This window comes from Rhodococcus sp. (in: high G+C Gram-positive bacteria), from assembly GCF_049286785.1.
In the GTDB taxonomy this organism is placed as follows: domain Bacteria; phylum Actinomycetota; class Actinomycetes; order Mycobacteriales; family Mycobacteriaceae; genus Rhodococcus_F.
The window spans coordinates 1-4,059 of record NZ_JBAQEO010000259.1 but is presented as its reverse complement, the minus strand read 5'-3'; the positions used below and the strand labels follow the sequence as shown (position 1 = coordinate 4,059).

The 4,059-nt window shown below is 63.4% G+C and carries 3 protein-coding genes and 1 pseudogene; 2 read left to right on the top strand and 2 right to left on the bottom strand.

The window, feature by feature from the left end:
• Nucleotides 1-617 precede the first annotated feature (617 nt).
• Entirely contained in the window at nt 618-767 is a 150-nt protein-coding gene (locus WAW17_RS10450; protein ID WP_422332912.1) for a hypothetical protein, read from the top strand.
• Nucleotides 757-1,080, top strand: a complete 324-nt coding sequence (locus WAW17_RS10445; protein WP_422332913.1) for a hypothetical protein — start codon at nt 757-759, stop codon at nt 1,078-1,080. The genes WAW17_RS10450 and WAW17_RS10445 overlap by 11 nt, the downstream gene beginning before the upstream one ends.
• Before the next feature lie 37 nt (nt 1,081-1,117).
• Here WAW17_RS10445 and WAW17_RS10440 read toward each other — a convergent pair.
• Both WAW17_RS10440 and WAW17_RS10435 read right to left on the bottom strand, forming a co-directional pair.
• A pseudogene (locus WAW17_RS10440) lies at nt 1,118-1,428 on the bottom strand (recombinase family protein); the annotation flags it as partial.
• A gap of 264 nt (nt 1,429-1,692) precedes the next feature.
• On the bottom strand, nt 1,693-4,059 hold a 2,367-nt coding region (locus tag WAW17_RS10435; RefSeq protein ID WP_422332911.1), incomplete at its 5' end, for a DEAD/DEAH box helicase.

Here is a 4,059-nt window from a genome sequence, read left to right as displayed (position 1 = left end):
GATCCTGATCACCCCGAAACATTGGTCGTCCTAAATCACTGCCGACATTGCGAACCCGGGCAACCAGCATTCGATATCGCCTGCACCATCTGCGGAGACGGGCCCATTCTCGCTGGCGCACTCGCCGACCAGGCCGGGAACGGCAACCTATCCGAGCCGGTTCAGCGATGGCTCACCGCAGCCGGATGGACTCGGACGCCACACCTGCTATGTCCGGGCCACGCGTGACACCGACGGAATTCGTCTCACGCATCGGCGAACTCCGGACCGGCAGAACGAATACTGCACCGCGGATTCGAACGCTCCCGCCACCTCGCCAACATCACTACCCTCGGCGCCGAACACACCGCCGTCGACCACTACGCCCGCGCCGTCTTCAGCCAGGCCTACCGGCGATCCTTCGCCGCCGAGCCACCGCCCTCCCGAGGCGCGCAGCAACTCCCCGAAGACCAGCTCTACCAGCACATACGCGAATCGGCTGTCGCCAACGCACCTTCACTGGCCGCCGCCTACCAGCAACGCGCCGACGCCGCATCCGCACAGGCACAGATCGCCCTGTTCTAACAGAGCTTTACCGCACAACCCCGGCTACCACCACATTCGAGAGGACCGGCAGCATGACCATGGACCCGCAGGGCCGGCAACCAGAGAACACGGATCCTTGTGATGTCGGAACATCCGTCACCCTCGAGGCCACCGGGGCCGTCATCCTCGAAAACTTCCTACGCGCACTCATCAACGAAGAGAACGGCCACAATGCTCACTGAACACCCCCGAAACGGCCACGAAGCTGACCCCGGCACCACGCCAGAGTTTCTCGCCGTCGATCCGACCGTGACCGTTGACGCCGCAGTCGATGCCACCAGCATCAGTCAACCTCAACCGATCCACCAGGACGGCAAGACCGGCACGCGCAAGGAGAACCCACTCGGAATCGAAGCGCATCCGGTCTCCGCCGACATCGACGGCGTCGTCAACGGAGTCGAGATCTGGACCTACGGGCACCGAGTCGTCCTAGACCGCGACGACGCATTCACCCTCCTCGACAAAATCGGCGACGCGCTCCGCGGCCGAAAGTAAACCCACAATCGAAATCGAATAGTCCCGGTCGTCCGGGTTGGTCGTGTCGATTCGGATATTCGGATCGGGTCGGCCAGGTTGCGGATCCCGACGCCCGCTGGTTCAGGTCGTGGATCAGGCTCAGGGTGTCGCGGACGGTACGGTCGAGCAGGTCGAGGGTGTGCACCACGATGACGTCGCCCGTGCGGGCGTATCCAGCAGCGCCTGCAGTCCGGGTCGCTCGGTGGTGGCCCCGGACTTCTTGTCCAGGTAGATATTCGCCTGGTCGATCCCCGCCTTGATGAGTGCATCGATCTGCCGCGAAAGCTCCTGCTTGCGTGTCGACACCCAGGCATACCCCAACTCCACAGCGCATCGAAGATCAGGTATGTACGGCTGTTGTGACACGCAATTGTGGAACTGACTTCCGAGACGCTGCGACCTGGGCATTTCCGGAGTTTCGAGGTGGTCGGATCGCCGTTCCATTTCCAAGGACGTGAAACACCTACCAATCGAATCCGATCTGATCCGTGACCACCTGGAGAAGGGTCTGTTGACGGGGCTGCGGGTAGGGAATGGCCGGTGCTGCTCGATCAGCGGGCCACATCCCACCACGGATCCGGAAGATGACCCCTAGCGTGAGTCGTCTGGTTCGCTCACTCCGCGCCCTGCCGGCAGAAGCGCCTCGAGTTCAGGGGTCCCGTAAGTGAGCAGCGTGACGCCCTCGCGGCTGTGGTCACTGACGTCGCGGTTGAAGGTGACAAGGACCTCGACGTTCTCCTGTGGGACTCGTAGGTAATCGGCCGCGGTGGTCGTTCCCGAGTTCATGGCGAACGAGTTCGACGCCACCGGCACCGGCGGCGTGAGTCGATACACCCCAACCATCCCCTCGACCGGAGTCAGATGCGGGCAGGTCAGCGGGTTGGTGGTGAGCACCGTCTCCAGGTCGCCGAGATCGGTCTCGCCGCGCAGCTCGGGCGGCTGTTCGATGTGCCCGACGATTTCTGGCGAGTCGCCGAGGTCGGCAGCCTTGATGGCGTTGTTGTTGAGGTTCTCAACCTCCCCCTTGAGCGCGTCGACCTGCTTCTCGATCGCCTCGTCGCTGGCATCTCCGAGTGCGAGTTGCTCGATCGCCTTCTCGATGTTGGTGAGCACGGGGGCTGCGTCGCCGACGATGTCGGTGAAGTCCCCGTAGTCCTCGGCGATTCCCTCGTAGACGCGCTGCTCAACGGTGTCTGCGTAGAAGTAGTTCGTGACAACGATGTCCTTGAAGGATGCGCCGATGCGATCGACACGGCCGATGCGCTGCTCGACCCGCATGAGGTTCCAGGGCATGTCGTAGTTGATGAGCCGGCCGGACGTTTGCAGGTTGAGGCCCTCGCTCATGGAGTCGGTGCCGATGAGCACGGTCAGCTCACCGCCGCGGAACTGGTCTTTGATCCCAGCCTTGCTGACTTCGGACCAGGTCTTGTCGGTGTCGTTGTAGATCTGTCCACCGCGGCCGGAGTAGCAGCCGATCTTGGTGATCCCGGCCGCGATCAGGCGCTCGCGGACGTAGTCCATCGTGTCGGTGTACTGGGTGAACACGACCAGGCTGTCGTACGTGAGGAGTGCCTGGTTCACGTCCATGACCAGTTGGGTGGCCTTGGTGTCCTCGCCGGTGATCTTGTTCAAGTCGTTGAGGAACAGCCGGAGTTCGTGGATCTCGTCCTGGAGACGGCTGGCCGACCCTTCGAGGGTTTCGGGTTCGAAAAGGGAGTCTTCGACATCGATGTTGTCATCGTCCGAGAGGAGATCGACCAGACTCCTGCCCTGTTCGAGAACGTCGAGCCGGCGTGTGAGGGACTTCTTGATCGCCTCGAACGACGAGGTGAGGCGACGCCGGTAGATGGTCATGATGAAGCCGAGTGCCTGGCTGGACTGGTCCGTCTTGTACGAGTTGTAGTGGCGCCGAATGTATTCCTCGATCCGGTCGTACAGCTTCCGTTCGTCCGGTGCGAGCTCGATGAACGCGTCGTTGACGTGTCGGGTCGGGATGACAACGTCATCGGCGATGATTCCCGCGGCCTGGTATTCACGCAGGGTGGTGCGGGTGTTTCTGAACACCCGGTCCCGCATTGGGTTGTGGCGGCGCAGCCATTTGTCCATCCATTCGGAAGTCTCGTTCGGCATCTGCGATCGCGCTTCCGCCGATGGTGGATTCTCGTCTAGCGCGGTCACCGCCCAGGCGCCGACGAACCCGAGCGCATCGGTGATCTGCTCGTCGAGGTGCTGGTCCCGCTCTGCGTTCGGGTCCGCGAAGTAGTCGGCCAGCATCTCGCACTGGAGTTTCCAGCCGCGGGATCGGGGATCGTGGCGGAACCTCTCGAAGTACTCGAGGAAGTTGGCCGCGGACACTGCCCACCTCCCGTTCAACCCGAGCAAGGAGATGAGGTCCCACGCCTCGTGTGGGTTCATCTGCATCGGGGTGGCGGTCGCAAGGTACAGCGCCTGCCACATCTTTTTGTCCCGCATTTCCAGCAGCAGGGCAAGTAGTGAGTTCGGGGTGTCGCTCGGCTTCGATCCCCGCCGCCGTGCGTGGTGAGCCTCGTCGACGAGGACGACGTCCCACGGTCCCGCGGCCAGGATGTCCCGCCGGCGGTCCTTGCGGCGCGCGAGGTGGCTCGAGGCGAGCACGATCGGGAACGCCGACCATGGGTTCACTCCGGCAGGCACCGGGACGGGTTCGTCGTTCCGGTCGAGGAACTCGCCCTTCTCGAGCCGGGGCACGTCGAGGTTCATCTTCTCGTGCAGTTCCTCCTGCCACTGCCGCATCACCGACGCGGGCACCAGCAGCAGTGCCTTGCGCGCCTTGCCAGACAGGAACAGCTCCCGCAGCATGAGGCCTGCTTCGACGGTCTTGCCCAGCCCGACCTCGTCGGCGAACAGGTAGCCGCGCGGGTAGGTGGCTACGACCCGGTCGATCAGGCGCGCCTGATGCGGCAGCGGCTCGACCTGTGC